Here is a 25,455-nt window from a genome sequence, read left to right on the forward strand (position 1 = left end):
CGACACCACCGCGCCCACCGAACCAGCAAAGGACTTCGCAACCGTGACACCATCGAGCCTCCGTCGTAGCGCCCCGCGGAGCGTGCGACTCGGTGCAGGATCCGGATTCTCCGGCGATCGCATCGACCCCGCCGAGAAACTCGCCCGGCACGCCGCTCTCGACTACCTGATCTTCGAATGCCTCGGCGAACGCACCGTCGCCGCCGGAAACGCTCGCCGGCTGGAGAACCCGGACCAGGGTTACGACCCGCTGCTCGCCGCACGCATGCGCGCGGTGCTTCCGCACACCCTCGCATCCGGGACCACAGTGATCACCAACGCCGGCGCCGCCAACCCGCTCGCCGCCACGGCACTGGTCTCCGGCATCGCGTCCCGATCCGCCGACCGCCCGGTGCGCATCGCCGCGGTCACGGGCGACGCGGTGCTCGAACAGGTGCTGCGCCACGACCCCGTCGTGTGGGAAACCGGGAAACGCCTGTCGGAGCACGAGGACGTGCTCGTCTCCGCGAACGCGTACATCGGCGCGGAGGCCGTGCTCCCCGCGCTCGCACTGGACGCCGACGTCGTCGTCACCGGCCGCCTGGCCGACCCGTCCCTCTACGTCGCCCCGCTCGCCCACCATTTCGGATGGGACCTGGCTGATCACGAAATCATCGGCGCCGCAACAGCGGTCGGGCATCTGCTCGAGTGCGCCGGGCAACTCACCGGCGGGTACTACGCCGATCCCGTCACCAAACCGGTGAAGGGCATGGCCGATCTCGGTTTTCCGTTCGCCGACGTCCTCGCCGACGGTTCGGCGACGTTCGGCAAGCTCGACGGATCGGGCGGCATCCTCACCGAACGAACCTGCACCGAGCAACTCCTGTACGAGGTGGGTGATCCCACGTCGTACCTGACGCCGGACGTCACCGCGGACTTCGGCAACGTGTCGTTCGGCAGCGTCGGACCCGACCGCGTCGCCATCACCGGCGCAACCGGTCGCCCGCGCCCACGGGAGCTGAAGGTGACTCTCGGCTTCCGCGGCGGCTGGCTAGGTGAGGGGCAGATCAGCTACGCGGGACCCCGCGCCTACCTCCGCGCCCGGCTCGCCGCCGAGATCGTCACCGAACGACTCGTCGACGTGCACGGTGTCACCGAGGACGCCGTCTCCGTCGAATATATCGGTGCCGGTGCGGCTTTCCGCGGACTCGACACGGACGAGGATGCCCGCGAAGTGCGCGTGCGGGTGACGGCCCGGACACGGACCCGCGAGGAAGCCGACCTCGTCGGCTGGGAGGTCGAAAGCCTGTACACCAACGGACCGGCAGGCGGCGGCGGTGCCCGGCGCTCGTCGACCGAGGTGCTCGCGATCCGCTCGTGCACCCTCCCCCGCGAACTCGTGCCCACCCGCGTGCATCTCACGGAGGTGTCGAAATGACCACGCCCGCAACCATTCAGCGCATCGACGCACTCGCGGACGTTCGCGCCGGCGACAAGGGTGACACGCTCATCGTCGCCGTGCTGGCCCGGGACCGCACCGCCTATGGCCTTCTCGAGCGGACACTGACCGCGGACGTTGCCGCCGCCCACTACGGTGAGCTGATTACCGGACCGGCCCGGCGCACCTGCCAGCCCAACCTGCTGGCGATGGTGTTCGAACTACCCGGCGTCCTCGGCGGCGGCGTCACGGGTTCACCCGCACTCGACGGGCACGGCAAGACGCTGGGTTACCACCTGCTCAGCCTCGAAATCCGAGGCGTCTAACCGGGATTCGGGTTCCGTGCGCCGGCCAGGGTGGCGGCGAGCGCGGGACGATCGAGCTTGCCGCGCGGCGTGCGCGGCAGGCCGTCCACCACGAGGACCTGAACCGGCATGCTCGGGCTGGGGAGGGTCGCGCGCAGATGCCGCCAGATCTCGGCGGTGCTCGGGGCGTCGCCGTGCACGACGATCGCGGCGGCGGGCGCCTCCCCCATCCGCGCGTCGGGAACCCCGATGCACGCGGCCTCCGAGACCCCGGGGAGCGAGGTCAGCGCCGCTTCGACGGCCGCGGGTTCGACATTGAGTCCCGCCCGGATCACCGTGTCGCTGTCGCGGCCGAACAACTGCAGGCTGCTGCCCACCACCCGGCCTCGATCGCCCACCGTCATCCATCCGTCGTCGGGGCCGTTCACCACACCGTCCTCGGTGAGGTACCCGTCGAACAGCATGTCGCTACGCACGTGCACCAGGCCCTCGCGGATCTCGGCGTCGACGCCGTCGAACAGTTCACCCGCCGAATGCTCGTCGGCGGCACCGAGACCCCGGTCGTAGGACACGAAACTCAGTTCGGAAGCTCCGTAGAAGTGCACGAGCGACGCATTCGGCAGGACGTCCTGCAAGGCCTCACGCCCCGTGCGCGGCCACCGGGCCGCCGAGGAGAGCACCTCGCGGACGCTGTCGACGGGGCCGATCCCCGACCGCACGACGTCCCAGGCGATGGTCGGGACCGAGTACAGGTGGGTGGCCGCGTCCTCCAGCGACTGCGTGACCGGCCGCAGATCCACCGTCGCGCCGCGGCTGAGACCGTGGATCGCGCCGTACAGGAAGTGCGTGTGGTCGAGGACCCCGGGCACCGACACGCGGTCGCCGCCACCGATGTCGAACGTCGTGTCGGAGCGGTCGAGGGTCGTGGCCCACGATCGCTGATTGCGCACGAACAGCTTCGGTTCGCCGGTGGTGCCGGAGGTGATGCCGACCAGCAGTTCGGCGCCGGGGTGTGCCCGGCCCGCGGTGCCGTCGGATTCCAGGGTGGCGGCAGTCTCGACGGTCCCGTCGAATCCCAGTCTCCGCAGCCGGCGGTGCTGGTGTTGCGCGGCGACGACGGCTCCGGGTTTCGCGAGTTCGAGCACCCGCGTCAGCTGCGCGGGCAGGAGGTGCCGGTGCAGCAGGACGACGCTGACGCCCGCGTGCATCGCCGCCGTCACGACGACCAGCGACCCGACATCCGACGTCGGCAGCACGGCGACCCGGTCCATGCCGTCGAGTCCGGCCGCGGTCCGGGCGACGCGCGACCAGAACCGGCCGTAGTCGACGGTCTCGCGGGCGGAGACGATCGCCACTGCCTCCGGGTTGCCGGCGGCGACTCCGGCGATGCGCTCGGCAGGTAGCTCAGTCATCGTCCACTCCCCGCGCGACGAGGGCGTCGCCCATCGCATCCGCGGTCCGGAGGGCACGCACCAGAACCGGTGTGGCCAGCGCCGTCATCGACCATTGCAGCCCTCGCGCTTTCCGCGCCTGCGCCACCTCCTGCACGATCCCGGTGAGCAGCGGGATACACCGGATCGCCAGCGCGAGAAGGAGCCCGATCCGGTCCGGGTCGACCCCGACCCTCCTCAGCGGCCCGAGCGCGCGCGACACCGTGTCGAGCATGTCGGTGACCCGGGTGGTGAGCGTGACCAACGCGGCGAGCGCCACCGAGATCAGCAGCACCCCGCACACGACGACCGCCCGCGACGGCGACGTGATCAGCACCTGGAACACCGCGATGATCAACAACATCCACACGACGGGGCGCAGTTGCGCCACGGCGACCCGCCACGGAATGGCGGCCACCACGTACAGCAGTCCCACCAGAACGACGACGATGCCGACCTCGAGCGGGGTGCGCACGAACACGGTGGCCGCGATGATCGACAGGATCAGCAGCAACAGTTTCAGCCCGGCGGGCATCCGGTGCAGCAGCGAGTCGCCCGGCCGGTACAGCCCGATCATTCGACCAGCTGCCGGTACGCGGGGACGGCGTCGTCCGGGCTGCCGTCGAACGCGACGAGACCGTCGTCGATGACGATGACCCGTTCGAAACTCTCCAGCAACGCCAGTTGATGGGTCACGACGATCACCTGCTGGTCCATCGAATCGAGCGCCTCGGAGACGACGCGCGCGTTCCGCAGATCCAGCAGCGTGGTCGGCTCGTCGGCGATGACCACCTCGGGCCTGCGGATGAGGACGGCGCCGATGGCGAGCAACTGCTTCTGGCCCCCGGACAGCAGGTGCGCGGGATGCTCGGCGTGCTTGTCGAGCCGGAACCGCACCAGGATCTCCTCGACGCGGGCCGCGATCTCCTCTTTGCTCAGGCCGGACCGGCGCAGCGAGAACGCCAGGTCCTCGGACACGGTGGGCATGACGATCTGGGTGTCGGGGTCGGTGAACACGAACCCGACCTTGCGCCGCACCTGCGCGCCCTTCCGGGCGGCGTCGACGCCGTCGACCGTGACGGTGCCCGACGTGGGTTTCAGCAACCCGTTGATCATTCGCGCCAGCGTCGACTTGCCGGAACCGTTGGATCCGATGATGCCGACGCGACGCTCGGCGAAGCGCAGGTCGACGCCGCGCAGCACCTGGCGGTCGCCGAACGCGTGACTCACCGAGTCGAAGACGATCTCACTCACGACACACGCTCCACGAGCACTGCGATGCCCTGTCCGCCGCCGATGGCGCAGGCGGCGAGTCCGAGTGCGGGTCCGCCCTCGCGCAGCATCTGACTTGCCAAGCGCACCAGCAGGATCGCGCCCGACGCCCCCCACGGGTGTCCCATGGCGATGGCGCCGCCCTGCGGGCAGATCACGGATTCGTCCAGTCCGAGTTCGTCCGACACCGCCAGCACCACCGACGCGAACGCCTCGGTGATCTCGACGACGCCCAGATCCGCGACGTCGTGTCCGGTTCGCTTCAGGAGTTTGCGGATCGCCGGAACCGGGCCGAGCCCGGGCAACGCGGGGTCCGATCCCGCGACCGCGGAGCCGAGCACCCGCAGCGCAGGCAGTCCGGCGGCCAGCGTCTCGGTGGTCACGGCGAGCACCGCCGCGCCGTCGGAGATGCCGCACGAGTTCCCGGCGGTCGCCGTTCCGCCGGCACCGAAACTGGGGCGCAGACGCGCGAGCCTGGCCTCCGTCATGCCTGCGCGAATGCGCTGGTCCTTCGCGATGTCGCCGATCGGCACGATCTCCGACGAGAAATCGGCGGCCGCCGCGAGGGTGTGCGACCGCGCCGCGTACGCGTCCTGCCGTTCACGGCTGATGCCGCGAACCCGGGCGAGATCGTCGGCGGCCACGCCCATGTCGGGGTCCGGAAAGCCGTGCGGCGCAAAGGGAGCGCGGGTGTAGCGCACCGGGTCGGCGCCGGCGACCGGCGGCCAGAACCGCCACGGTGCGGTGCTCGCCGATTCGACGCCACCCGCGAGGATCAGCTCGTCGGCGCCGCTGCGGACGCGCAGCGCGGCCTGCATCACCGCGTCGAGGCCGGAACCGCACTGACGGTCGACGGTGACCCCGGGAACCTCCACACCCATCCCCGCGCGCAGGGCGGCGACCCGCGCCGGATCTCCGCCCGGTCCGAGGCAGTTGCCGAGCACGACGTCGTCGACCTCGGCGTCGAGTCCCGACCTGCGCAGCGAGTCCAGGACGTCGCGCAGCACCGGGGCGGCCAGATCGGTGGTGGTCAGATCGGCGAACCCGTGCCCGGCATTGCCGATCGGCGTCCGGCGCGGCGCCAACAGTACAGGGACAGAGCTCATGCCAGCCAGTCTCTCACTCGGCCTCGGGCGACCTTGCCACTGGCGGTCCGCGGCAACGCCTCGATCGGCACCCAGCGGCGGGGCATGGCCTCCTTCGACAACACCCGGCGGGCGCGCGAACGGATGTCGGCGATCTCCGCGGTGCCGTCGAGCTCCACCACGGCGGTGACAGTCTCCCCGAGCACCGAGTGCGGCGATCCGACGACGGCGACCGCGTCGACGCCGTCGAGGGCCCCCAGGATGCGTTCGACGTCTTCGGCGACCACCGTGGTGCCGCCGACGTTGATCGCGGATTCGCCCCGGCCGCGGACGGTCAGCTCACCGTCGTCGCCGAGTTCTGCCAGGTCACCGACGCCGAACCAGTCCGGTGCCCCGATCACGCTATACGGCGAGCGGACGTACAGCAGTCCGTCGCGGATGTCGGCGTCGACCCCGTCCAGCAGCCGGAGCGGTTCGGGGACCCGCCGCGCCGCGACGAGGGAGAGTTCGGCGGCGCCGTAGTACTCGACGATCTCGATCCCGTCCGCCACCGCGCGGGCGCCGTCGTCGAGGGCGGTGCCTGCGACGATCGCGGTGCGCAGCTTCGGGGCCTTCCCCACCACGTCGCGGAGAACGGCGGGGACGGCGTGCACCACCGTCGCCCGCGACGGGTCGTCGGTGACGCACGCACCACGCCACAGCGCGTGCACCGCGCCGAACAGGTGCATCGTGGCGTGCAACGGCCCGGTGATCAGCACGTGGTCCGTGGCGTCGATCCCGGTGATCGCGGTGAAGGCGGGGAAGCTGTCGAACCAGGACGCCGCGGTACGCGCGAGCGGTCGGGGCCTGCCGGTGGAACCGGACGTGGCCACGAGCAGGAACGCCGACGGCGGAATCGCGGGCCGGTCGGGACGGGCGTCGGGGTTCTCGACGATCACCGCGGTCCCCTGCCGCGCGGCGGCGCAGACGCAGATCAACGCATCTGCAAGCGGCAACTCCGACGCGTCGTGGACAGACGCGTCGGAGGTGTGCTCGTCGATCGCCCGGTCGAGTTGGGCGTAGGTGTACGTGCGGCCGTCGACGTCGAGTGCAGGCTGATCGCCCGCGCCGCCGAGTACGGCAATCACGTACGGATGAGCCCGGGGTACGCGCGGTGCACACTCTTGGCGACGACGGTGGCGACGACGACCTTCAGCGCGTCGCCGGGGATGAACGCGAAGTTGGTGGTGATGGCGGCGCCGACACCGAGGTCGGTGCGCAGCAGCAGACCGAGGGTGCCGAACAGGTAGATGATCACGATCCCGCCGAGGGCGTTGATCAGCAGACCGAGCGCGATCGGGTACTTCGGCAGGATCCGCGCGGTGAGGAGGCCGATGACCAGCGTCGCGGGAAGCCAGCCGATGAGGTAACCGGCGCTGGGACCGGCGAGCGCCGTCAGACCGGTGCGTCCGCCGGACAGCAGTGGCAGTCCGATCAGGGTCAGTGCGAGGAAGACCGCGACGGCGGCGGTGCCCTTGCGCGCCCCGAGCACGGCGCCTGCGAGGATGACCCCGAGGGTCTGCAGCGTGATCGGCACGCCGCTGAAGCCGACCGTGATGGCGCCGGGCAGACCCAGCGCCGCGATCAGTGCGGCGAACACCGCGATCTGCGCCATGTCCCGCGCTGAGATACCGAGCCTCGACACTCGAGTACTCCCGACTTCTGTCATGACGACTCCTCTTGCTTCAAACTTGAACGACGTTCAAGGTAGCAGGTCGGCGCCGCCAACGGTGCGGCAGACTCCTGCACCCCGCGCACGTCGGGCGACGTGCGCGCCCCGGCCCGCGCTGCGCCGATCCCCGCCGCGACGACGAAACAGATCCCGGCAACCGCCGCGTGGTCCGGAACCTGATGCAACACGACCAACCCGATGATCAACGCGAACGCCGGTTCGAGACTCATCAGCGTCCCGAACGCCGCCGTGTTCAGCCGGCGCAAGGCGAGCATCTCCAGCGTGAACGGCACTACCGGCAGCAGTATCGCCAATCCCAGCCCGATGATCAACAGGTCCGGCGTCATCTTCGCCAGCATCGACGGCCCGCCCACGACGGTCGCGACCGCTCCGGCGACCGGCATGGACACCGCGAGACCGTTGATACCCGCCACCTCGTCCCCCACGCGCTGGGTGAGCACGATGTAGAGCGCCCAGCACGCGGCCGCGCCCAGAGCGAACAGGATGCCGACCGGGTCGACGCCGCCGACCCACGGTTGCGTCAGCAGCAGCACCCCCACGGCCGCCAGCGCCGGCCACCGGAGGCGGCCCCGCCCGTGCACGACCGCGACGCCGAGTGGTCCCAGAAACTCCAGTGCACTCGCGGTTCCCAGCGGGATCCGGTCCACCGCGGCCATGAACAGCAGGGTGACCGCCGCCGTGACCACGCCGAGCAGGATGCACGCGACGAGGGACGAGCGCGTGAACGCCTTCGGGCGGGGCCGGACGATCACGGCCAGCAAAACCCCGGCCCAGGCCAGGCGCAACCAGGCGGCACCCTCGGCGCCGACGCGTTCGGAGACGCCGACGGAGATCGCGAGTCCGGTCTGTACGCACAGCATCGAGGTCAGCGCCATCGTCGCGCCGACGCGGGTCGGGTTCCTGGTCATGCCTGAATTGAATGACACCTCGACCGTTCACGTCCACGTGACTTTCATGGACAAACCGTTCGGATATCGCGAACAATGCGTGGGTGGATACCCGACGCCTGCACCTCCTGCTGGAGCTCTCCCGCCTCGGCTCGATGCGTGAGGTCGCCGAGACGCACCGGCTGACCACCTCGACCGTCTCCCAGCAGATCGCCGCGCTGGCGAAGGAGACGGGTGCGCAGCTCGTCGAACCGATCGGCCGCCGGGTGCGCCTCACCCCGGCCGGTCGCCGGCTCGCCGATCACGCCGTCACCATCCTCGCGGCCGTCGACGCCGCCCGGCTCGACCTCGACCCCCACGCCGAACCGGTCGGCACCCTGCGCGTCGGGGGTTTCGCGACGGGCATCCGGGTGTCGCTGCTGCCCGTCGTCGCCGAACTGGCGCTCACCCACGCGCAGGTGGACGTGGTGATCAGCGAATACGAGCCGGTCGAGGCGTTCGCGCTGCTCGCCGACGACGAACTCGATCTCGCCCTGACCTACGACTACAACCTGGCGCCGGCGTCACCCGGCGCGGCGCTCGAGGCCGTCCCGCTGTGGTCGACGCCCTGGGGACTCGGCGTCCCCGCACCCGCCGCCGACGAACCCGCCGACGTCGCGTCGTACGCCGATTCGCCCTGGATCGTGAACTCCCGCAACACCGCCGACGAGGACGCCGTCCGCACGCTGGCCTCCCTCGCGGGTTTCACACCGCGGATCGCCCACCAGATCGACAGCCTCGACCTCGTCGAGGACCTCATCACCGCCGGCTACGGCGTGGGCCTGCTGCCCGCCGACCGTCCCACCCGCGACGAGGTCACCGTCCTGCCGCTCGCCGACCCGGAAGTAGTGCTGACGGCGTACGCCGTGACCCGCCGCGGCAGGTCCACCTGGCCGCCGCTGCGCTTGGTCCTCGACCGCCTGGCCGCACAGCGGACAAACTCCCCACCCGCTCAGCGGCGGGTGGGGAGTCCGGGGTCCTAGCGTGATGCGACGGCGGACGCGGCGTCCTTCAGAGTGCGGGCAGCGACCTGCAACCCTTCGAGCTGTCCGAGTTCGACATCCTCGTGCTCGATGTTGACGGCCATATCTGGGTCGACGCGCTGCAGCGCCGCGAGGAACCGCGACCAGAAGTCGACGTCGTGTCCGCGGCCGACCGCGACGAAGTCCCACGCCGAGTCCTCGGGCCACTTGTTGACCACGTGCTTGCCGCCGAGCCCGGTGGGGTTCTGGTCGGCGGGGATCCGGGTGAACCGGTCGTCGAGGACGCCGTAGATCTTGCAGTTCTCGTTGATCCGGGTGTCCTTCGCCGCCGCGTGGAAGACGAGGTCACCGAGCCAGTCGACTGCGGCGACCGGGTCGATGCCCTGCCAGAACAAGTGCGACGGGTCCATCTCGGCACCGACGTTCGTCGCACCGGTCTTCTCGACCAGACGCTTCAGCGTCGGCGGGTTGAACACCAGGTTCTGCGGATGCATCTCGATCGCGACCTTGACCCCGTTCTCCCGGGCGAGCGCGTCGATCTCCTTCCAGAACGGCACCGCGACCTGATCCCACTGGTAGTCGAGGGAGTCGAGATAGCCGCTGTCCCAAGTGTTCACGTGCCACGCCGGCCAGTGTCCGCCCGGGTGCGCGGCGGGCAGCCCGGACATGGTGACCACCCGGTCGACACCGAGCAGGCCGGCGACGCGGATGGCGTTGCGCAGGTCCTCGGCGTCCTCGACGCCGACCTCGGGGTCGGCGTGCAGCGGGTTGCCGTTGCAGTTCAGGCCGGCGATGGCGACGCCGGTCTCGTCGAACACCTTCAGGTACTCCTGCGACGACACCTCGCCGGAAAGGAGTTCCTCGACGGGCAGGTGCGGGGTGGGCAGGAATCCGCCCGCGTTGATCTCCGCGCCCTCGAGCCCGAGGGACGCGATGGTCTCCAGGGCCTCGCGCAGGCTGCGGTCGTGCAGGACGGCGGTGTAGACACCGAGCTTCATGAGTGGTCCTTACTGGTGAGAAGAGTGTGGGTCGGGCGAGGGGCCGGGTCAGCCGATCTTGACGGCTGCCCCGTGGGAGCGGGCGGACTCGGCGACGGCGGTGACGATCTGCATGCCGCGCAGGGCGTGGGCGAACGTCGGCAGCGGTCCGAGGTTGCCGATGCCGGCGATCTGGTCGAGGAAAGCGCGGGCCTGGTAGGCGAAGAACTCGGCCTTGCCGTGTCCGACGCCGCCCGCATCCATCGGCAGGCCGCCCTGGATGTACGGGTGCTGCGGTCCGACGATCACCCGTCGCTGCCCGTTGACGGTGGAGTCGATGCCCTCGCTGGACACCGTGAATTCCGCGGCGCGAGCCAGATCGAAGGCGGCGGAGCCGGACGTCCCGAACAACTCGAATCCGAGTCCGTCCGGAAGCTGGTGCGCGACACGGGAAGCGGAGAACGTGCCGACCGCGCCGTTCTGGAAGCGCGCGGTGAACGTCGCGAGGTCCTCGTTCTCGACGGGAGCCATCTCCCCGGTGGTCTCGGCCTTGGTGTGACCGTACGTGACTCCGGCAGGCACGGGACGCTCCGTGATCACCGTGGCGAAGGTCGCGCCGCTGATCTCGACGATGGGGCCGCACACGAACTCGGCCATGTCGAGCAGGTGGCTGCCGACGTCCGCGAGCGCGCCGGTGCCGGGGCCGCCGCGGTGCCGCCAGGTGATCGGCGAGGCGGGGTCGAGGCCGTAGTCGCACCAGTAGTGCCCGTTGAAGTGGATGATCTCGCCGAGACGCCCGGTCGCGAGTTCGTCCCGGATCGCCTGGATCGCGGGTGAGCGGCGGTAGGTGTAGCCGACGGTCGCGATCGTGTCGGCGTCCGCCGCCGCGGCGACCATCGACTCGGCGTCCGCGATCGACCCGGCCAGCGGCTTCTCGCACAGCACGTGCTTCCCGGCGGCGAGGAGGCCTTCGACGATCTCCCGGTGCAACTGGTTGGCGACGACGACACTCACCGCGTCGATGTCCGGGGATTCGGCGATCGCCTGCCAGCTGTACTCGGCCCGCTCGTAGCCGTACCGCTTGGCGGTGTCGTCGGCAACGGCCTCGTTGGTGTCGGCGACGGCGACCAACCGCACGTCGGGACGGTCGGTGCCGAACAGCGTCGACGCGGTCCGGTACCCGGCGGCGTGCGCTCGTCCGGCCATGCCGCCGCCGATGACGGCGACACCGATCGAGTTGGAGGTCATGAGTGAAGCCTTTCGAGAGGGTGATGAACGAGCGGGGTGTCCGGTTCGGGGGTGCCCGAGCGTGTGCGGAAAAACTCCGGCTAGTTCGGTCTATTTGACCGGTCTAGTTCGACTACTATGAGCTGAGTCACGCCGCGGTGTCAAGCCCTACGCGGAGCGACGCACGAATGCACACGTCGAGAGGCCGTCACGGCAGACCGCAGGCATGCAGCCGCGGGTCGGTGAACGACGAAAAGTCTTGCGTGAGTGAGCGGTCCGGATCAGGACACGCCGGACCGCGGCCCCGCCACCGACGCCGACACCGGACCGGTGGTCCGGCGCACGACCAGCTGGGGCCGCAGCACGATCGAGGCGGACTCGGTGCGCCCCTGGTCGAGGCGTTCGATGACCGCGTCGACCGCCTTCGCGGCCTGCTCCCGCGGTTGTTGATTGACCGACGTCAGGTCGAGGTGCGCGAGTTGCGCCAGGGTGCTGTCGTCGTAGCCCGACACCGAGACGTCCTCGGGAATCCGCAGACCCACCCGCCGCAGTTCGGTGATGAGCCCGATGGCGCTGCGGTCGTTGGCGGCGATCACCGCGGTCGGCAGTTGCGGCCGCGCCAGCAGGGCCCGCGCCGCCTCGGTACCTGCACCGTCGGTGAAGTCGCCGTCCACGACGTCGGCGTCGAGTCCGTGCCGCCGCATCGCGCGCGTGTACCCGGATCGCCGGTCGGCCGCGATCGTGCCGTCACCGCCGCTGAGGTGCGCGATCCGGCGATGCCCGAGCCCCACCACGTGGTCGACGACGGTCCCGATGCCCTTGCCGTCGGCGGTCCGCACCACGTCGACGTTGCCGCCGACCCGGCGCCCCACCACGACCACCGGAACCCGCTCGGCGAGTGCGTCGAGCACGCCGGTGCCGAGTTCGGTGCCGAGCAGGATCAGGGCCTCGCACCGGAAGTCGAGCAGCGTCTCGACGACCTTCCCTTCCCCGTGGGTCGGGGTGACCGCACCCAGCACCACCTCGTACCCGTGTTCGTCCGCGGCGGCGACGAGGTATTCGACCATCTCGGCGTGGAAACTGCTGCGGATGTCGGCCATCACGCCGACGAGATGCGTACGCCGCAGCGACATCAACGCGGCCGTGCGGTTGGGCCGGTAACCCAGCTCGTCCGCCACCTCGAGGACGCGTTTGCGGGTCTCGGCGCTCGGGCCGGCGACACGGCGGAAGACCATGGACACCAGGGCCTTCGACACACCCACGCGGTCGGCGATATCCTGCATCGTGACGGCGCGCTTCGCGGCCTGCACGGGGCCGTCACTCCGAGCGTCGTCGTCGCGTTGCATACTCAGCCCCTTCACCCTCGCCGGACCACGAGACACCACAGCGTATCCGACCCGAATGCGGAACCACGGTGGCGGTTCGGCTCGTGCGCGGAATGCGCGCGGCAACCCATGGTAGCCCGAACTAGACCGGTTCAATAGACCCGGCTGGACCGCGCCGGCTACGCGGTGACCAGGTCGATGGCGACGGCCGATCCGTGCGGGTCGACGACGGCGTCGAGGATGGTCTTCTGCGTCTGGGTGAGGTGCTCGGCGCACGCCGCAGCGGCGGCCGGTCCGTCGCCCGCGAGGATCGCACGGCACATCGCCAGGTGCTCCGCCAACGAGACGTCCAGGCGGTCGGGGCGGGAGTGGGCGATGTTGCGCAGTCGCTCGGTGTGCGGCCGGAGTTCGGCGATCGAGCGGGCGAGTTGTGCGTTCCGAGTGTGCGCGATGACCGCCTGGTCGTAGGTTTCCGTGAGGGCGTAGAAGCGATCATGCCGGGAGTCGGACGGCGCCTCCTCGGCGATGGCCCCGAGCGCTTCCGCCACCTCTTCGAACTGCTGCCGTGCCACACCGTCGCGTGAGACAGCCTCGGCGACCATCCGCGCCGCGGCCGCCTCGAGCAGGATGCGCAGTTCGAAGAGGTCGCGGACGCTCTTGATCGAGATGGGAGCGACCCGTGCGCCCTGCCGGTCGACGAGCGAGACCAGTCCTTCCGCCTCGAGCCGAAGGAAGGCCTGCCGGACGGGGGTACGGGAGGCCGAGTACCGCGAGCCGACGTCGAGAGCGCTCAGCGATTGCCCCGGAGACAGAACCCCGTTCAGGATGTCCGCCCTGAGCTGCCCGTATACCTGCTCACTCTTGCTCTCGCCCGCCATGCATACATCCTAACGTTCGCAACGGTGTGCGCTAAGGTATACATTGATGCACACCATTGAATCTCGACCGCACCCGAAGTAGGCGCCCACCCGTGAACGACGTGCAGACCCCCGAACTGACCGTGCCGACGCGCGCATCCGAACCGCGTCGTCGCGGACTCCGCTGGGTCGCACTGATCGCACTCTCGGCAGGAGGCTGGGCGCTCGGCGAGAGCATCGGACTCACCGCGGCCGGCCTCTTCGCGGCCCTGATAGTCGCGGCGGCCCTGGCCGTCACCGGATGGGGTCCGTCCCGCGTGCCGAGCCCGCTGGGCAAGCTTGCGCAGGGCGTGCTGGCCAGCGCGGTCGGGCTGATGGTGCACCGGGAGACGATCGCCGCCCTGGGCTCGCTGTGGGTGCCGGTGGTCTCGATCGCGGCCGCGACCCTGGTGATCAGCGTGGCCGCCGGCGCCCTCCTCGCGCTGCATCGTGACGTGGACGCGGTGACCGGATCCCTCTCCATGACAGCGGGCGGCGCCACCGGACTCGTCGCCATGGCCCGCGAACTCGGCGGCGACGACCGCGTCGTGGCGGTGGTGCAATACCTGAGGGTGGCGCTCGTCGTGGTGTCGATGCCGATGATCGTCACGTTCGGCTTCCGCGCGGACACCGGCGCGGGAACGGTGACGGCCACCGACGGCGGCGGCGCCGCCGAATGGTATGTGGCACTACCGTTCCTGGCACTGTTCATCGTGGGCGGCACCGCCGTGGCGTCATTTGTGCGACTGCCCGCACCCGCGACGCTGGGGCCGCTGGCGGTGAGCGCCGGATTCGAACTCGGGGGCTGGAGCGACGCGGTCTCGGTGCCGCCGATGCTGATGACCGCCGCGTTGATCCTCATCGGCTGGCAGGCCGGGCTCGCATTCGACCGGGCGAGCCTGCGGGCGATCGGGCGGATCCTGCCGTACGCCGCGCTGCTCACGCTCCTGGTCGGGGCGGCCTGCGCCGGCCTGGGCGTCCTCCTCTCCCACCTCACGGGTGCGAGCCTCCTCGAGGCCTACCTCGCCACTACCCCCGGCGGTCTGGCGGCGGTGCTGGCCGTGTCGGCCTCCACCTCCTCCAACGTCACGTTCGTCGCGGCCGCTCAGGTGCTGCGCCTGGTCATCATGCTCGTCACCACCCCGATCATGGCGAAAGCATTCGCCCACTTCAGTTCTCGGCGCCGGCGAGCGTAGCGGGATCCTCTCGGGACGACGCGGTCCGGTCACATCCGGGCCGCCTCGACCGGAGAGGACTCCCACACACCCCGGGTTCCGTTGCGGAGTCTCCGAACTCGGGGTGCGTCGGCGAGTGGATTCTCGAATGTCGGCGCATGGCATCTACCTCTCATTCTCGTCGGCAGCCACCGGGCTGCAGATTGGTGTGTCGGGGTTCGATCAGCCGTAGACGCGCGAGATGAAGGCGTCGAGGTTGTCGCGAACCCGCGCGATCCTCTCCTCCGGTTCGAGATCCTCGCGGTACTGCCTGCCCAGCGCAGGCGACTTCTTCCGGCGCGCGTACAGCGAGCACGCGAGATCGGCGCACATGTACGTGCCGATCGAGTTGCCCCGACGTCCGGACTCCCCCGACTTACGCGCGGTCATCAGCGAGACGCCGCCACTGGCATGGGTGGTCATGCAGACCGTGCACATCTGCGCGCGGCGGTACCCGCCCGTCTCGTAGCGCAGCGCGACGCCGACCAGACGACCCTCCCGCGGTACGACGACATAACAGCGACCGGGAAACGACAGGTCGCTCCAGCCGAGGAAGTCGAGATCCTCCCACGGCCGATCGTCCAGGTCACGAGGGACGGGCAGGCGCTTGGCGTCGCCCTTGGAGCAATTGATGAACGACGACCTGATGTCGTGTTCGGTGACGGGTTCCATGACGAAAAGAACTCCTTCAGTCGACGGGTGGACAAAGCCTCGTGACACTACGGACCGCGGCAGCGGCGGGCAACGGATTTTCGACGATCCACGCGTCCGACGCTGCGTGTATCGTGCTGTTTCCGGCTTCGAGGGGTTGCGCGCTCTGCGGTTTGATGTCGTCCAGCTTCAGGGTGCGGCGACGAGCGGGATGATGACGGTGTCGATGATGTCGACGAGGTCGCTTTCGGTGACCGGTTCACGCTGCAACAGGATGCGATGAGCCAGGAGGGCGGGGAGCACACCGGCGACGAGCGGGGTGACCGCCTCGGGGCGCACTTCGCCCCGATCGACGCCGCGGCGCAGCAGCGCGAGCAGCCCCGCACGCCCGGGCGCCTGAAAACGTTCCTCGATGGCGCAAGCGAGTTGGGGGTCTGTCACCGACTCGCATTTCACCGCACGCATCGCCTGGCCCGCCGGGCTGTCGAGGGTCCGAGCGATCGCCCGGGCCACCTGCCGCAGCGCATCACCGGTGGTCGTCGACTCATCGAGGACGGGATCGATCCCACTCTGCGCCGGCGTCGGCAGCAGCGCGCTCAGCGCGTCGAGCACGAGTTCCTGCTTGGTGCGCCAACGCCGGTAAATGCTGGCCTTGCCGGTGCCCGCGCGGGCGGCGACGGACTCGATCGAGAACGCGCGATACCCGACCTGGGACAACTCCGCGAATGCGCCCGCCAAGATCGCGTCGTGCAGTGCGGCACCGCGCTTTCGCTGCGGCGGCGCGGTGAGAGGTTCGCTGCTGCTCGTCGAGACGGCCATGTCGCATCCGATCCTTCCGACCCTCCTGTGACGGTGAGGGCATCGAGTGAACGCTTGCGTCCCCTACCGGGCGAAGACTAGCCTCTCAAAATAGAGAACGCGAGCGTCCGTCAGGTATTGCTCCGCCCGCCTTGCCATTTCGGGCGCCGACAGCCGTGCGCCGCCCGACTGCACCAATTGATGCGCCCCGACCTGCTTCCACCCGCTTCTACCGTGAGGTGAGCACATGACGAACACCGATCAGGAACCCGATCCGCGCCGCTGGAAGGCACTGATCTTCATCTGCCTGGCACAGCTGATGGTGGTGCTGGACGGCACTGTGGTCAACATCGCGCTCCCGCACGCGCAGGCCGACCTCGGCTTCTCCGACGCCAACCGGCAATGGGTGATCACCGCCTATGCCCTGGCCTTCGGTGGGCTCCTGCTACTCGGCGGCCGGATCTCCGACATGTGGGGCCGCCGACGCGCCTTCATCGTCGGGCTGATCGGGTTCGCCGCGGCATCGGCGCTCGGCGGCGCCGCCGTCAACACCGAGATGCTGATCGGCGCCCGCGCTCTGCAGGGCGCGTTCGGCGCATTGCTCGCCCCGGCAGCGCTATCGCTGCTGACGGTGACATTCACGCAGGGCAAGGAACGCGCCAAGGCATTCGGCATCTACGGCGCCATCTCCGGCGGCGGCGCCGCGATCGGGCTGATCCTCGGCGGCATCCTCACCGAATACCTGAACTGGCGGTGGACGCTGTTCATCAACATCTTCTTCGCCCTCGCCGCGGTCGCCGGCGCCGTGTGGGAGATCCGCGAACCCGCCGGCGGACGCAACCCGGCCCACCTCGACATCCCCGGCGCACTACTGGCGAGTTCGGGACTCGCGGCCGTGGTGTACGGGTTCAGCCACGCCGCCACCGACGGCTGGGGTGACAGCGTGACCATCGCGGTTCTGATCGCGGCCGTCGTACTGCTGACCGCATTCGTGGTGGTGCAAACCCGGGTAGCCGCGCCACTGCTGCCGCTGCGCGTGGTGCTCGACCGCAACCGGGGCGGGTCGTACTTGTCGTTGGCGCTCGCCGTGATCGGCATGTTCGGCACGTTCCTTTTTCTGACGTTCTACCTGCAGGTGGTGCTCGCCTACAGCCCCGTCGTCGCCGGTGTCGCGTTCCTGCCGATGGTGGTCGGGATGATGATCGGATCGACGCAGATCGGTGCCCGCCTCACCACCAGAGTCGCGCCGCGGCTGCTGATGACTCCCGGCTTTCTGGTCGCCGCCACCGGACTGGTCATCCTGACCCGAATGACAGTCGACAGCCCCTACGCAGCGGTAGTCCTGCCCGGCCTGTTCCTGATGGGCCTCGGCATGGGTACCGCGTTCATGCCCGCGATGAGCCTGGCCACCCACGGAGTGGCCCCGCGCGATGCCGGCGTCGCCTCCGCGATGGTCAACACCTCGCAGCAGGTCGGCGGCGCAATCGGCACCGCCCTGCTCAACACCATCGCCACCAGCGCCACCGCCGCATATATCACCGCCCACGCAGCCGAAGTCACCACCCCCGCGGCCGGTCAGCTCCTGAAACTGGAGAGCATGGTCCACGGCTTCTCGACCGGCCTCTGGTGGGCGTGCGGCATCCTCGTCCTCGCCGCCGCCGTGGCCTTCGTCCTCATCAACACCGGACATCCAGGCGGCGCCCACCCCGACGACCTCGACGACGACACGGCCACCACCGCCATCACATACTGATCCGCCGGGGTAACCCGGACACTCATGCAGAATGCACTCAACGACACTCGGCATGAACGGAACACGAATGGCGGCAGGTACACGGGTCGGCACGCAGTTCGGGCACTACCATCTCCGGGCTCTGCTCGGCCGAGGCGGAATGGGTGAGGTGTACGAGGCGTACGACACCACCAAGGATCGCACCGTCGCACTCAAGATCCTCGACGTCGACCTCGCGAAAGACCCCACGTACCAGCAGCGGTTCCGCCGCGAATCGCATGCCGCCGCCCGGCTGCAGGAGCCGCACGTCATCCCCATCCACGATTGGGGCGAGATCGACGGTGTGCTCTACATCGACATGCGACTGGTCGTCGGGCAGGATCTGCGGGCGCTGCTCCGGTCGCGCGGCCCGATGGGTCCCGCACACGCAGTCGCGGTCGTCGACCAGATCGCGGCGGCGCTCGACGCCGCGCACGCCGACGGACTCATCCACCGCGACGTCAAGCCGGAGAACATCCTCGTCACGGCCGGTGAATTTGCGTACCTCGTCGACTTCGGTATCGCGCACTCGAGTTCCGACCTCCGGCTGACGACCCTCGGCAGCGCCGTCGGCTCCTACGCGTACATGGCGCCCGAGCGGTTCGACAACGCGCCGGTCGATGCCCGCGCGGACGTCTACTCGCTGGCGTGCGTCCTCTACGAATGCCTCACGGGATCCATCCCGTTCCCGTCCAACAGCATCAGCAGCGCGATCCGCGCGCATCTCACCACACCCGTGCCCAGCCCCAGCTCGATCCGGACCGACGTGCCCGCCACGTTCGACGAGGTGATCGCCCGGGGTCTGGCCAAGGACCCCCGCGATCGGTACCGGACGGCAGGCGACTTCGCGGCGGCAGCCCGCTCCGCGCTGACCGCTCGGGAGCGGAAGACCGAAACCGACATCGCGACCCGCCCGGAACCGTCGCCGGTCCCGCGGTCCGAGCCGACGCGGGTCGACGACCGCGGGCGTCCACCCGTCTACCCGCCGACCGCGTTCCACAGCGGTCCGCCCGCCCCGCCTCCGCCCTACTACCCGCCCGCTCCCTACGCCACCCCGCCTGCGCGGCGCTCGGTGGCGCGGCGCTCGGTGGCCGTCCCGGTGACGGTGACCGTGCTGGTGATCGCGTTGCTGGCACTCGCCGGGGTGGTCGGATGGCTCGTGCTGGACCGGAACAACCCGGACACCCCCGCGGTCGCCGCGGCCGGAAACAGTCAGGTGCGCACTCCTGTCACGGAGGACGTCCCCGTCGCGACCACGAGGGCGGCGCCGGCGACGGTCCCGCCCGCCGTGACTCCGCCCAGAACGACGACGAGAACGACCACGGCTCCCCCGCCGCCGATCGTCGGCGAGGTGTCGGGCGCCGACCGGCAGGGCTTCCTGCCCCCGTCCGATGCACGATGCAACTACACCAACCCTGCCGTGTTCATCGGTCGCACCACGAAGTCTCTGGTCGTGGTCTGCGAAACGGGAGTGGGACGCTACTACTACCAGGGCGTGCGTATCAGCGACGGCGCCGCGATCTCCGTCGACGACCCGAGCCCCAGCGGTGACGGCTTCGTCGCCACCGGCGACGGCGGCACCGAATACCGGCTCACCCCGTCCGCCCTGACCATCGTCGGCGGCGACGGCCGGGTCCTCGCGACGGAACCGATGATCGAGTCCGCATACCGCTGAATCGCGCCTTTGAATCGCCGTCTGCGGCGACAACGGGACGGGCGGTCGGAATCGGTGAGAGTATAGGGCTGTGAGCGCAGAGGCAGATCATGAGGAGAGACGTCGCCCGATCCCGGAAACCCCATTGGGCTACCTCGAGCAGCTACCTGCCCTCGTCCTGCTCGAGCGCCTGCCGGTTCCCGTCCTGGCGGTCGAGGACGACGGCACGGTCGTCCACGTGAACAGTGCTTTCGAGAGGATGCTGGGGCACCCCGTCGCGTCACTGCGCGGACGTCCGGTGTCCGAACTCCTCGACTGGGACGAGGCGTCGACTGGCGCCGCGGCGGTCGAACACCTCCGCGAGTCGGCGACCACCCCTGTCGACCTCGCACATCAGGACGGGTCGCGGGTCCGCGCACTCGTCAGCAGGCCCATCCTCCGCCGGCAGGACGACCCGGTGACCCTGGTCTGCTTCCACGACGTCACCGAACAACTGTGGAACGGCGGCCGGGCCCCGGGCTTCTGACCCCGTGCCCACAGTTGCACACGGATTTGCCGGATTCCCGCGCAATTGCGCCCGCGTCTGGCAAATCGCTGTGCAAACAGAGTGACGAGGATGGCCGCGAAACCGCGCGGGCCCGATCAGCCGCGGGTTAGGTTGACTGCATGGCGACCGGTAAGGACAAGTCACCCGCTGTCGAACTGGAGGTCGGCGACCGGACCGTGCGGATCTCGCACCCGGAGCGCGTCTATTTCCCCGCCACGGGCGCCACGAAACTGGACCTCGCGAACTACTACCTGAGCGTCGGCGACGGCATCGTGCGCGCATTGCGCGAACGGCCGTGCATGATGCACCGCTTCCCGGACGGTCTGAGCGGCGAGAAGGTGCACCAGAAGCGGTTGCCGCACGGTGCGCCGGACTGGGTGCAGACGGTGCGCGTGACGTTTCCGCGGTACAACCGCCACGCCGACGAACTGTGCGTGACGCACCCGGCGGACGTGATCTGGGCGGTGCAGATGTCCACGGTCGAGTTCCATCCGTGGAACTCGCGCCGCGCGGACGTCGAACGTCCCGACGAGTGGCGGATCGATCTCGACCCGATGCCCGAATGCGGGTTCGACACGGTGCGGCGCGTCGCCGGGGTGGTGCACGAGGTGCTCGACGAACTGGGTGCGACGGGGTGGCCGAAGACGTCCGGCGGCAGCGGCATGCACGTCTACGTCCGGATCCGGCCCGACTGGGGATTCGGCGACGTCCGGCGGGCCGCGCTGGCCTTCGCGCGCGAGGTGGAGCGCAGGGCGCCGAAGGACGTGACCACCACATGGTGGCGGAAGGACCGGGATCCGCGCAAGTTGTTCGTCGACTACAACCAGAACGCCCGCGACCACACCATCGCCAGTGCGTATTCGGTGCGGGGTGTGCCCGACGCGACGGTGTCGACCCCGGTGACGTGGGACGAGATCGACGACGTGGACCCGCACGAGTTCACGATCGCCACCGTCCCAAAGCGGTTCGCGACACTCGGTGATCTGCACGCGGGAATCGACGACGCCGTGTTCTCACTCGAGCCGCTGCTGGAGTGGGCGGACCGCGACGAGGCCGAGGGCGAGCCGGATCCCGGTGGCGCGGAGGACTAGTCGGCGCTACAGGTCCAGAACCGCTAGAGGTCCAGAACTACGTCCTCTGACGGAGTGGTGCAGCAGATGAGGGTGTTCCCGTCCGCCGGCGGTTCGATGGGTTCCGGGTCGTAGTCGACGGCCCCGGACAGCAGCGCCGTTTCACAGGTGTGGCAGACGCCGGTGCGACAGGACCAGCGTGTCGGCACGTCACACGCCTCGGCGAAGTCGAGGAGAGTTCCGCGACCGGCGTCCCACGGCACGGTGAGCCCGCTGCGCGCGAACGAGACGGAGGGGCCTGCGCCCGGCGGTCCGGACGGCGGATGGGGCGCCCGCGAAGAAGCGTGAACCACACCGGGATTGAGAGCTCCTTCCGCACCGAACGTTTCGACGTGAATCCGCGCGGGGTCGAGTCCGTCGGCGGCGAGCGCGGACCCGAGATCGGCCATGAACGACGCGGGCCCGCACAGATAGGCCTCCGCGTCGGCGGGCAGACCGAGACTCGCAATCAACTCCCCCGTGAGCCGGCCCGCGGTGGTGTAGTCGGCGCCCCTGTTGTCGGTTTCGGCAGGCCTGCTGTAGGCGATGTGTGTACGACTGCCCGGCAACCGGTCCAGGAGATCACGGCTCTCCTCGGCGAAGGGATGCTCGGATCCGTCACGGGCACCGTGGACCCACCACACCTGCCGCGACGACCCCGCGTCCACGAGTGCGTACAACATCGACAACAGGGGTGTCACCCCCACACCCGCGGAGACGAGCACCACCGGTCGCGCCTCGCCGTCCAGGAAGAACGTCCCTCGCGGGGCCGCCACCTCGAGGGTGTCACCGAGGCGCACACGGGAATGGACGTATCGGCCTGCCACACCGTGCGGTTCCCGTTTGACACTGATCCGGTAGTCGGCGGCGCCGGGGCGATTGGACAGCGAGTAGCTGCGGATCACCGGGCCCTGCACGTCGTCGGGGTGCAGGCGCAGTGTGATCGACTGCCCCGCCTGCCAGGACGGCAACGCCGAGCCGTCGGGTGCGGCCAACGACAGCGACAGGACGCGGCGGCTCTCCTCGTGAATCCCGGTCACCGTGAGCGAGCGGAAGCCGGGCCACGCGGGCGGCGGGCTGCCTGCGGTCTTCGTCAGCCCGACGTTTCCGCCGGCACCCGAATCGGCTCGGTCCAGAATGTTCTGCAGCGACTCCTTCCAGCCGGGGCTCAGCGCCGGGATCCGCAACGCCCTCTCCAGTGCGTCGCGCGGGTGGCCGGGCAGATACAGGAGCGCGTCGATCTCCGCGACGGGCACCGCTTCCGGGCCTGCCGCGACCTTCACGATGTCCTGCCCGGCCTCGACCTCCCCTTCCTCGATCACCCGGAGGTAGAAGCCGGGCCTGCGGTGGGACACGAGCAGTGCCGCCATCTGCGGTTCGTTCATGCGCATGCCCACCCGGTAGCACGTCACGCGGGGCTGGGTGACCTCGAAGACCGCGGTTCCGATCCGGTAGCGATCACCGATGCAGACCTCGTCGTCGGGTAGACCGTCGACGGTGAAGTTCTCCCCGAAATGTCCGGGTTCGAGATCCCCGCGGCGGAGGTATTCGCGCCAGTGGCGGTAGGACTCGGTCTGATAGACGAGCACGGCGCGGATCTCACCACCGTGTCCGCCGAGGTCGCCCTGGCCGTCACCGTCGATGTTGAGTTTCCGGACCATCCGCGGCCCGTTGACGGGGCGCTTCCACACGCCGGTGTGGACCGTCCGGCCCCGCCAGGACACGTCCCGCGGCATCCCGACATTCAGTGAACTGAGCCTGGCCACGGCATTCGCCTCTTCTGGTCGGTACGACACGCGATCGGCCCCCGATCGATCATCTGTCATCCGACCCCGCGGAGCAACGACTCGCCGTGCGACGGCAACGCGACACGCGCCCCGACCGTGCGGGCGAGGCGCGTGTCCCGCAGGCCGAGCTCTTCCCCTACCGTGACGGCGGGGGTGGTGGCGGCGGAGGCGGTGGGGGGTTGGGATTGCAGAGTTGGCAGCCGTCGACCGGAGGTTTGGGAACGGGTGCGTGACAATCGTTCTGACAGGGTCTGGCGCCGGCGATCTCGGCGGTTCCCACCAACGAGATCGACAGGGCCGCGAGGATCGCCCCGATGGCCGCCACGATCCTGGCGGAAGTTCTGGTAGTCGACATTGTTCCTCCTGTGAGCTGAAGCACGGTGTGCAGCACCGTCGTTCGAGCATCCGGGACGGACGCCACGACTACCAGGCACCCTGGGGGTGGAGTCGGGCCACCCGGTCAGCCCAGCCGGCCGATCACGTCCAGCACGTCGCGCAGCGCGGACAGCGAGTGCGCGGGGAGGAAGGCGTCGCAGAACGGCAGCGCGGCCGCCATCGAACCGGCGAGCGGCCGGAAGCCGGGGTCACCGGCGCGGGGGTTGAGCCACACCAGACGATGGGCGCGACGACGCACCCGGGTGAGGGCGTGTGCCAGGCGTTCCGGGTCGTCACTGTCCCAGCCGTCGGACGCGATGACCACGAGTGCGCCGCGCAGGGCGTTGCCGTGCGGGGACGCGAGCAGTTCACTGACGCTGCCCGCGATGTGGGTGCCCCCGAATCTGTCGACCACCTTCTCGTTCGCCCTGCGGACCGCGGTCTCGGCGCTGCGGTGGGCGAGCACGGGGGTGAGCCTCGTCAGCGACGTGGAGAACGCGAACACCTCCGGCCTGCCGGCAGTCTGCCGTTGCACCGCCGCCCGCATCAGGTGGAGGTAGATCGCGGCGTACGGCTGCATCGACCGGCTCACGTCGCACAGCATGACGATGCGGCGCGGACGGTTCCGGGCGCGGCTCCGCGCGAGCACGACCGGCTCCCAGCCTGTGGCCCTCGACCGGTTCATGGTGGCCCGCAGGTCGATACGCCTGCCGCGGCGATGCACTTCGCGACGGCGGGTGCGGCGGGACGGCCACACCGCGGTGGCCTGTTCCAGCCAGGCTCCGAGGAGCCGGAGGTCGCCGGCGTCGAATCGGGCGAAGGGTTCGTCGGCGCGGGCGACGAGCCTGCTGGGCAGTGTGTCCGGCACGGCGGTGAGCGTGTCGTGCAGGCTGTCCTCGGCGTTGTCGATGCCGCCGGTCATCAGTGGTCGGGTCATCCACGGCACGCCCTCGACGTCCTGCGCGTCGCCGGGCCGGTCGCGGCCGTCGCGGACGGCGGCGAGGGCCGACTCCCGCCCGGCCGCGGTGCGCCGCGCATGCGGGTCGACCGACAGCAACGCGTCCTCGAAGACCGCGGAGAACACCGCGTCGAACGATGCGAGGTCGTCGACGCGGTTGACGAGCGTCAGACGCGCCGACCAGTACAGCCGCGAACGTGAACTCGGCGGCGACAGGTGAAGCGCCTGCACGAACACCGCGGGACCGCTCGCCGAGACGACGACGCCGCGGGCCCGCAACCGGGCGACGAGCGCCACGGCGAACGCCGCAAGATCGACACCCCGCAGGATGCCCGACGCGGTCATCGCCTGCGGCGGCCCACCACGAGAACGACCACGATTCCCGCGAGGACGGCAGCGAGGATCGGGGCGTAGCGTTTCCACGCACCCGCACCGGACAGCGCCAGCAGGTCCAGCGGCGCCGGTTCGGCGGCGGGCCGTGCCACGGACAGCGTCGTGGTGGCGGCGGAGTCGGTGGCGGTACCGGCTGTTTCGGGTTCTGCCGCGGGCTGATCGGCCGGCCCTCCGGAGAGTCTTGCTTCCAGCGATTCCGCGAACTGCCCCATGAGTTTCTCCGATACCTGCTGGATCATCCCGCTGCCGAACTGCGCCAGTTTGCCGACGATCTTCATGTCGGTGTCGACGGTGACGCGGGTGCCGTCGCCCGCCTCGTGCAACTGGGCGGTGATCGTCGCGGACGCGTTGCCCGAACCGCGCGAGTCCCGGCCGCGGGCGTCGATCACGGCGCGGTGCTCCTTCTCGTCGCGTTCGACGAAGGTGGCCTTACCCTTGAATTCACTCGTCACCGGGCCGACCTTGACCTTCACCTTCCCCAGGTAGTCGTCGCCCTCCCGCCCGGTCATCTGCGCGCCGGGCAGCAGCGGGGCAACCTCCTCGAGGTCGCTGAGCACCTCCCACGCCTGCTCGATCGGGGCGCTGACGGTGAACTCGTTGGCGATCTTCATGACGGAAACCTC

General features: G+C 69.8%; 24 protein-coding genes. 8 read left to right on the top strand and 16 right to left on the bottom strand.

The genetic code is table 11. The features are described from left to right. Positions 1-43 precede the first annotated feature (43 nt). Together MLGJGCBP_RS05105 and MLGJGCBP_RS05110 are read left to right on the top strand one after the other, a co-directional pair. Positions 44-1,417: an acyclic terpene utilization AtuA family protein gene (locus MLGJGCBP_RS05105; protein ID WP_160094303.1), complete on the top strand. Its 1,374-nt coding sequence runs from the start codon at positions 44-46 to the stop codon at positions 1,415-1,417. Then, positions 1,414-1,743, top strand: coding sequence for an AtuA-related protein (locus MLGJGCBP_RS05110; RefSeq protein ID WP_160094304.1), 330 nt, complete (start codon positions 1,414-1,416; stop codon positions 1,741-1,743). Before MLGJGCBP_RS05105 ends, MLGJGCBP_RS05110 begins: the two co-directional genes overlap by 4 nt. Here MLGJGCBP_RS05110 and MLGJGCBP_RS05115 read toward each other — a convergent pair. The 7 genes from MLGJGCBP_RS05115 to MLGJGCBP_RS05145 are packed head-to-tail and all read right to left on the bottom strand — an operon-like array spanning position 1,740 to position 8,149. Next, on the bottom strand, positions 1,740-3,134 hold the full coding sequence (locus MLGJGCBP_RS05115) for an AMP-binding protein (protein ID WP_160094305.1): 1,395 nt from the start codon (positions 3,132-3,134) through the stop codon (positions 1,740-1,742). The two genes, MLGJGCBP_RS05110 and MLGJGCBP_RS05115, sit on opposite strands and share 4 nt — an antisense overlap. Next, positions 3,127-3,729 (bottom strand): energy-coupling factor transporter transmembrane component T family protein, encoded by a 603-nt coding sequence (locus tag MLGJGCBP_RS05120; protein ID WP_160094306.1) that lies wholly within the window; start codon positions 3,727-3,729, stop codon positions 3,127-3,129. Before MLGJGCBP_RS05120 ends, MLGJGCBP_RS05115 begins: the two co-directional genes overlap by 8 nt. Continuing rightward, a complete protein-coding gene (locus MLGJGCBP_RS05125; protein ID WP_087555067.1) occupies positions 3,726-4,406 on the bottom strand; it encodes an energy-coupling factor ABC transporter ATP-binding protein in 681 nt (226 codons plus the stop codon). Before MLGJGCBP_RS05125 ends, MLGJGCBP_RS05120 begins: the two co-directional genes overlap by 4 nt. After that, positions 4,403-5,530, bottom strand: a complete 1,128-nt coding sequence (locus MLGJGCBP_RS05130; protein WP_160094307.1) for a thiolase family protein — start codon at positions 5,528-5,530, stop codon at positions 4,403-4,405. Before MLGJGCBP_RS05130 ends, MLGJGCBP_RS05125 begins: the two co-directional genes overlap by 4 nt. Further along, on the bottom strand, positions 5,527-6,636 hold the full coding sequence (locus MLGJGCBP_RS05135; protein ID WP_160094308.1) for an AMP-binding enzyme: 1,110 nt from the start codon (positions 6,634-6,636) through the stop codon (positions 5,527-5,529). The genes MLGJGCBP_RS05130 and MLGJGCBP_RS05135 overlap by 4 nt, the downstream gene beginning before the upstream one ends. Continuing rightward, on the bottom strand, positions 6,633-7,217 hold the full coding sequence (locus MLGJGCBP_RS05140; RefSeq protein ID WP_201452967.1) for a biotin transporter BioY: 585 nt from the start codon (positions 7,215-7,217) through the stop codon (positions 6,633-6,635). The genes MLGJGCBP_RS05135 and MLGJGCBP_RS05140 overlap by 4 nt, the downstream gene beginning before the upstream one ends. Further along, entirely contained in the window at positions 7,214-8,149 is a 936-nt protein-coding gene (locus MLGJGCBP_RS05145; RefSeq protein ID WP_160094309.1) for an EamA family transporter, read from the bottom strand. The genes MLGJGCBP_RS05140 and MLGJGCBP_RS05145 overlap by 4 nt, the downstream gene beginning before the upstream one ends. An 83-nt stretch (positions 8,150-8,232) precedes the next feature. Between MLGJGCBP_RS05145 and MLGJGCBP_RS05150 the strand changes: the two genes are divergently transcribed. Then, the gene (locus tag MLGJGCBP_RS05150) at positions 8,233-9,150 is read left to right on the top strand and encodes a LysR family transcriptional regulator (protein ID WP_160094310.1); all 918 of its coding nucleotides are present in this window, start codon (positions 8,233-8,235) and stop codon (positions 9,148-9,150) included. Here the strand turns inward: MLGJGCBP_RS05150 and MLGJGCBP_RS05155 are convergent. The 4 genes from MLGJGCBP_RS05155 to MLGJGCBP_RS05170 all read right to left on the bottom strand — a co-directional run bounded on the left by MLGJGCBP_RS05155 (position 9,147) and on the right by MLGJGCBP_RS05170 (position 13,557). Beyond that, positions 9,147-10,148 (bottom strand): sugar phosphate isomerase/epimerase family protein, encoded by a 1,002-nt coding sequence (locus MLGJGCBP_RS05155; protein ID WP_160094311.1) that lies wholly within the window; start codon positions 10,146-10,148, stop codon positions 9,147-9,149. The two genes, MLGJGCBP_RS05150 and MLGJGCBP_RS05155, sit on opposite strands and share 4 nt — an antisense overlap. 48 nt (positions 10,149-10,196) lie before the next feature. Continuing rightward, positions 10,197-11,375, bottom strand: a complete 1,179-nt coding sequence (locus tag MLGJGCBP_RS05160) for a Gfo/Idh/MocA family protein (RefSeq protein WP_160094312.1) — start codon at positions 11,373-11,375, stop codon at positions 10,197-10,199. Between the two features lie 260 nt (positions 11,376-11,635). After that, positions 11,636-12,700 carry a LacI family DNA-binding transcriptional regulator gene (locus MLGJGCBP_RS05165; RefSeq protein ID WP_160094313.1) on the bottom strand — a complete coding sequence of 355 codons (1,065 nt, stop codon included), beginning with the start codon at positions 12,698-12,700 and terminating at the stop codon, positions 11,636-11,638. Between the two features lie 158 nt (positions 12,701-12,858). After that, entirely contained in the window at positions 12,859-13,557 is a 699-nt protein-coding gene (locus tag MLGJGCBP_RS05170; RefSeq protein WP_087555059.1) for a GntR family transcriptional regulator, read from the bottom strand. A 92-nt stretch (positions 13,558-13,649) separates the two neighbouring features. Here MLGJGCBP_RS05170 and MLGJGCBP_RS05175 point away from each other — a divergent pair, with 92 nt between their 5' ends. Then, entirely contained in the window at positions 13,650-14,771 is a 1,122-nt protein-coding gene (locus MLGJGCBP_RS05175; RefSeq protein WP_160094314.1) for an AbrB family transcriptional regulator, read from the top strand. 201 nt (positions 14,772-14,972) lie between these two features. Here MLGJGCBP_RS05175 and MLGJGCBP_RS05180 read toward each other — a convergent pair whose 3' ends face one another. Together MLGJGCBP_RS05180 and MLGJGCBP_RS05185 are read right to left on the bottom strand one after the other, a co-directional pair. After that, positions 14,973-15,461 (bottom strand): FBP domain-containing protein, encoded by a 489-nt coding sequence (locus MLGJGCBP_RS05180; RefSeq protein WP_160094315.1) that lies wholly within the window; start codon positions 15,459-15,461, stop codon positions 14,973-14,975. Positions 15,462-15,629: 168 nt separating this feature from the next. Next, on the bottom strand, positions 15,630-16,259 hold the full coding sequence (locus MLGJGCBP_RS05185) for a TetR/AcrR family transcriptional regulator (protein WP_087555056.1): 630 nt from the start codon (positions 16,257-16,259) through the stop codon (positions 15,630-15,632). 226 nt (positions 16,260-16,485) lie between these two features. Between MLGJGCBP_RS05185 and MLGJGCBP_RS05190 the strand changes: the two genes are divergently transcribed. From MLGJGCBP_RS05190 to ligD, 4 genes are all read left to right on the top strand, one after another. Continuing rightward, a complete protein-coding gene (locus tag MLGJGCBP_RS05190) occupies positions 16,486-17,991 on the top strand; it encodes an MFS transporter (RefSeq protein ID WP_160094316.1) in 1,506 nt (501 codons plus the stop codon). A gap of 52 nt (positions 17,992-18,043) precedes the next feature. Continuing rightward, positions 18,044-19,684: a serine/threonine-protein kinase gene (locus MLGJGCBP_RS05195; protein ID WP_442972080.1), complete on the top strand. Its 1,641-nt coding sequence runs from the start codon at positions 18,044-18,046 to the stop codon at positions 19,682-19,684. Positions 19,685-19,754: 70 nt separating this feature from the next. Then, positions 19,755-20,189: a PAS domain-containing protein gene (locus MLGJGCBP_RS05200; protein ID WP_087555054.1), complete on the top strand. Its 435-nt coding sequence runs from the start codon at positions 19,755-19,757 to the stop codon at positions 20,187-20,189. Positions 20,190-20,329: 140 nt separating this feature from the next. Beyond that, on the top strand, positions 20,330-21,301 hold the full coding sequence (ligD, locus tag MLGJGCBP_RS05205; protein ID WP_087555053.1) for a non-homologous end-joining DNA ligase: 972 nt from the start codon (positions 20,330-20,332) through the stop codon (positions 21,299-21,301). Positions 21,302-21,324: 23 nt separating this feature from the next. On the opposite strand, the gene MLGJGCBP_RS05210 is transcribed toward ligD, so the two are convergent. The 3 genes from MLGJGCBP_RS05210 to MLGJGCBP_RS05220 all read right to left on the bottom strand — a co-directional run bounded on the left by MLGJGCBP_RS05210 (position 21,325) and on the right by MLGJGCBP_RS05220 (position 25,443). Then, on the bottom strand, positions 21,325-23,085 hold the full coding sequence (locus tag MLGJGCBP_RS05210; protein ID WP_160094317.1) for an MOSC domain-containing protein: 1,761 nt from the start codon (positions 23,083-23,085) through the stop codon (positions 21,325-21,327). Positions 23,086-23,566: 481 nt separating this feature from the next. Beyond that, positions 23,567-24,784, bottom strand: coding sequence for a vWA domain-containing protein (locus tag MLGJGCBP_RS05215; RefSeq protein WP_160094318.1), 1,218 nt, complete (start codon positions 24,782-24,784; stop codon positions 23,567-23,569). Next, positions 24,781-25,443: an SRPBCC family protein gene (locus MLGJGCBP_RS05220; RefSeq protein ID WP_160094319.1), complete on the bottom strand. Its 663-nt coding sequence runs from the start codon at positions 25,441-25,443 to the stop codon at positions 24,781-24,783. Before MLGJGCBP_RS05220 ends, MLGJGCBP_RS05215 begins: the two co-directional genes overlap by 4 nt. Positions 25,444-25,455: the final 12 nt, after the last annotated feature.

This window comes from Rhodococcus sp. T7 (assembly GCF_009872365.1).
In the GTDB taxonomy this organism is placed as follows: domain Bacteria; phylum Actinomycetota; class Actinomycetes; order Mycobacteriales; family Mycobacteriaceae; genus Rhodococcus_F.

Bases quoted from the DNA above. Each gene is read 5' to 3' on its own strand.
- MLGJGCBP_RS05190 (WP_160094316.1), top strand. From the start codon at position 16,486: ATGACGAACACCGATCAGGAACCCGATCCGCGCCGCTGGAAGGCACTG.
- ligD (WP_087555053.1), top strand. From the start codon at position 20,330: ATGGCGACCGGTAAGGACAAGTCACCCGCTGTCGAACTGGAGGTCGGC.
- MLGJGCBP_RS05145 (WP_160094309.1), bottom strand. From the start codon at position 8,149: ATGACCAGGAACCCGACCCGCGTCGGCGCGACGATGGCGCTGACCTCG.
- MLGJGCBP_RS05170 (WP_087555059.1), bottom strand. From the start codon at position 13,557: ATGGCGGGCGAGAGCAAGAGTGAGCAGGTATACGGGCAGCTCAGGGCG.
- MLGJGCBP_RS05115 (WP_160094305.1), bottom strand. From the start codon at position 3,134: ATGACTGAGCTACCTGCCGAGCGCATCGCCGGAGTCGCCGCCGGCAAC.
- MLGJGCBP_RS05110 (WP_160094304.1), top strand. From the start codon at position 1,414: ATGACCACGCCCGCAACCATTCAGCGCATCGACGCACTCGCGGACGTT.
- MLGJGCBP_RS05180 (WP_160094315.1), bottom strand. From the start codon at position 15,461: ATGGAACCCGTCACCGAACACGACATCAGGTCGTCGTTCATCAATTGC.
- MLGJGCBP_RS05160 (WP_160094312.1), bottom strand. From the start codon at position 11,375: ATGACCTCCAACTCGATCGGTGTCGCCGTCATCGGCGGCGGCATGGCC.
- MLGJGCBP_RS05220 (WP_160094319.1), bottom strand. From the start codon at position 25,443: ATGAAGATCGCCAACGAGTTCACCGTCAGCGCCCCGATCGAGCAGGCG.
- MLGJGCBP_RS05120 (WP_160094306.1), bottom strand. From the start codon at position 3,729: ATGATCGGGCTGTACCGGCCGGGCGACTCGCTGCTGCACCGGATGCCC.
- MLGJGCBP_RS05165 (WP_160094313.1), bottom strand. From the start codon at position 12,700: ATGCAACGCGACGACGACGCTCGGAGTGACGGCCCCGTGCAGGCCGCG.
- MLGJGCBP_RS05185 (WP_087555056.1), bottom strand. From the start codon at position 16,259: ATGGCCGTCTCGACGAGCAGCAGCGAACCTCTCACCGCGCCGCCGCAG.
- MLGJGCBP_RS05155 (WP_160094311.1), bottom strand. From the start codon at position 10,148: ATGAAGCTCGGTGTCTACACCGCCGTCCTGCACGACCGCAGCCTGCGC.
- MLGJGCBP_RS05215 (WP_160094318.1), bottom strand. From the start codon at position 24,784: ATGACCGCGTCGGGCATCCTGCGGGGTGTCGATCTTGCGGCGTTCGCC.
- MLGJGCBP_RS05130 (WP_160094307.1), bottom strand. From the start codon at position 5,530: ATGAGCTCTGTCCCTGTACTGTTGGCGCCGCGCCGGACGCCGATCGGC.
- MLGJGCBP_RS05195 (WP_442972080.1), top strand. From the start codon at position 18,044: ATGAACGGAACACGAATGGCGGCAGGTACACGGGTCGGCACGCAGTTC.
- MLGJGCBP_RS05140 (WP_201452967.1), bottom strand. From the start codon at position 7,217: ATGACAGAAGTCGGGAGTACTCGAGTGTCGAGGCTCGGTATCTCAGCG.